This is a genomic window from Marinobacter sp. (genome assembly GCF_041984545.1).
In the GTDB taxonomy this organism is placed as follows: domain Bacteria; phylum Pseudomonadota; class Gammaproteobacteria; order Pseudomonadales; family Oleiphilaceae; genus Marinobacter.
Window position 1 is genome coordinate 1 of sequence record NZ_JBHIXV010000065.1, and the last position, 2,146, is coordinate 2,146.

Annotated in this window: 2 protein-coding genes; both read left to right on the forward strand. The window is 56.6% G+C overall.

The features are described 5' to 3' along the window. Nucleotides 1-135: 135 nt before the first annotated feature. A complete protein-coding gene (gene pip, locus ACFC20_RS17455) occupies nucleotides 136-1,098 on the forward strand; it encodes a prolyl aminopeptidase (protein ID WP_375194093.1) in 963 nt (320 codons plus the stop codon). A gap of 92 nt (nucleotides 1,099-1,190) precedes the next feature. Then, complete coding sequence (gene dtd, locus ACFC20_RS17460; protein WP_375194094.1) at nucleotides 1,191-1,637, forward strand: D-aminoacyl-tRNA deacylase; 447 nt, start codon at nucleotides 1,191-1,193, stop codon at nucleotides 1,635-1,637. Nucleotides 1,638-2,146: the final 509 nt, after the last annotated feature.

Consider the following 2,146-nt stretch of genomic DNA (forward strand, 5'->3'; position numbering starts at 1 on the left):
GTATGCCCGGTGGTGTGAGAGGACGGGGGAGGTAACTCCCCCTCCTACTCGATGCTGTCTGCCTGATTGTCCCTTTCCGGCAGCTATCGGCTAAACTCCCGTTAAAATCCTTTCTTTCTATTGTCGGAGAGTCCGATGCTCACGCTATACCCTGAACTCAAGCCCAACGCGCAGCACCGCCTGGCCGTGGAGCCGCCCCACGAACTTTACGTGGAAGAGAGTGGCAATCCCGACGGCATTCCAGTGCTGGTGGTTCACGGTGGGCCAGGCGGAGGGTGTGAGGACTATCATCGCCGGTTCTTCGACGCTGAGCGGTTCCGCATCATCCTGATGGATCAGCGAGGGGCGGGACGGTCGACTCCGCTGGCGGAGCTGCAAGGCAACAGTACTGACCGACTCATTGAAGACATGGAAGCGGTGCGCGCGTTTCTCGGGGTCGACCAGTGGCTGCTGTTCGGTGGCAGCTGGGGGTCGACACTGAGTCTGGTCTACGCTCAGACGCATCCGGAGCGTGTCCTCGGGCTGGTGTTGCGGGGAATTTTCCTCTGCCGCCCGAGGGATATCCAGTGGTTCTACCAGGACGGAGCCAGCCGGGTGTTTCCCGATTACTGGGCGGATTTCGAAGCGCCCATTCCTGAGCATGAGCGCGCGGATATGGTGGCGGCTTATTACCGGCGCCTTACCAGCGCCAATGAGCTGGAGCAGATTCAGGCCGCCAAGGCCTGGTCGGTCTGGGAGGGGCGGTGTGCCACCCTGCATCCCAATCCCCGGGTTGTCGAACATTTTGGCCACCCGCACGTGGCAATCGCGCTGGCCCGTATTGAATGCCACTACTTCATGAACAATGCCTTTCTCGAGCCGGATCAGATCGTCAGGGACGCGGCGCGCCTCGCCGACATCCCCGGTATTATCGTGCACGGTCGCTATGACATGGTGTGCCCGCTGGAGAACGCCATTGTCCTCAGCCGGGCGTGGCCACAAGCTGAACTGCAGATCATCCGGGATGCGGGTCATTCTGCGTCTGAGCCCGCCATTGTCGATGCCCTGATGCGCGGCGTGGAGTCCGTTGTGGCAAAAACCGGGAAAAGTGTCGGCTGATTCTCGCTTTCGGGGTTGCGGCCGGACATTACCGTCGATACACTTTTCCGCCATTGAGAACATCTCTCGTTCACGCCACCCCAAGGAAGTTGATGAAAGGGCTGATTCAGCGCGTTACGGAAGCCAGTGTTACCGTCGATAGCGAACGGGTTGCCTCCATCGGTGACGGATTACTGCTGCTGCTGGGTGTCGACAGGGACGATGGCGAGGATGAGGTCCGGGAACTGTGCCGGAAGGTTATTGCCTACCGGGTGTTTCCAGATGAATCCGGTCGTATGAACCGCAGTCTCGCCGACACAGATGGCGCTCTCCTTGTGGTTCCCCAGTTCACACTTTCCGCCGATACTTCCTCCGGCACCCGCGCGGGCTTTTCCCGAGCGGCGGCCCCTCAGCGTGCAAGAACCCTGTTTGAGGCTTTCGTGGCAGAGGCCCGGGATGCGCTCGGCTCTGACAGGGTGGGTGCCGGTGTGTTCGGTGCAGACATGAAAGTTGGGCTGGTTAACGATGGACCGGTGACGTTTCTGCTTGAGGCCGGTTGATGCTGCGCAGACGCTTGCACCATTTTCGGGCGCAGCGATGTGTGTGGCGTTGAAGTAGTGCACGAATTGGCTGGCTCGTCGCCAATTCATTGCTAAAGAGATAGGATTTTCGTTTTATATTTCTGATATGAAAGGTTTTTTAGAGGCTTGGCCCCGGAATTGAAACACATCTGTCACAGGCCGGTTCATAGGGTTCGGGCATAAGAGCGGCACACGCAGATGCTAAACGAACTAAAAACGCCGACTTAAAAATTTGCAAAAGACGATTGGTTGTATTAAAACACGTTTATCATGCAGAGCTTGAAGAAAGATCTGTAAGTGTTTGAGCTGTATAGACCTGACATTTGTCGGGTTTTTCAGAAAAAGAAGAAAAGTTATTCCGATGTCACAAAAATGACACAGGAGTAATGCAGAATCGGCCTCATCCAGCCTGACTGGTGACGCCTTAAAAAATGGTTCATCGCGCTTTACCGGGAAACGCTGCTTTTATCTTCAAGAAGAAGTAGCCG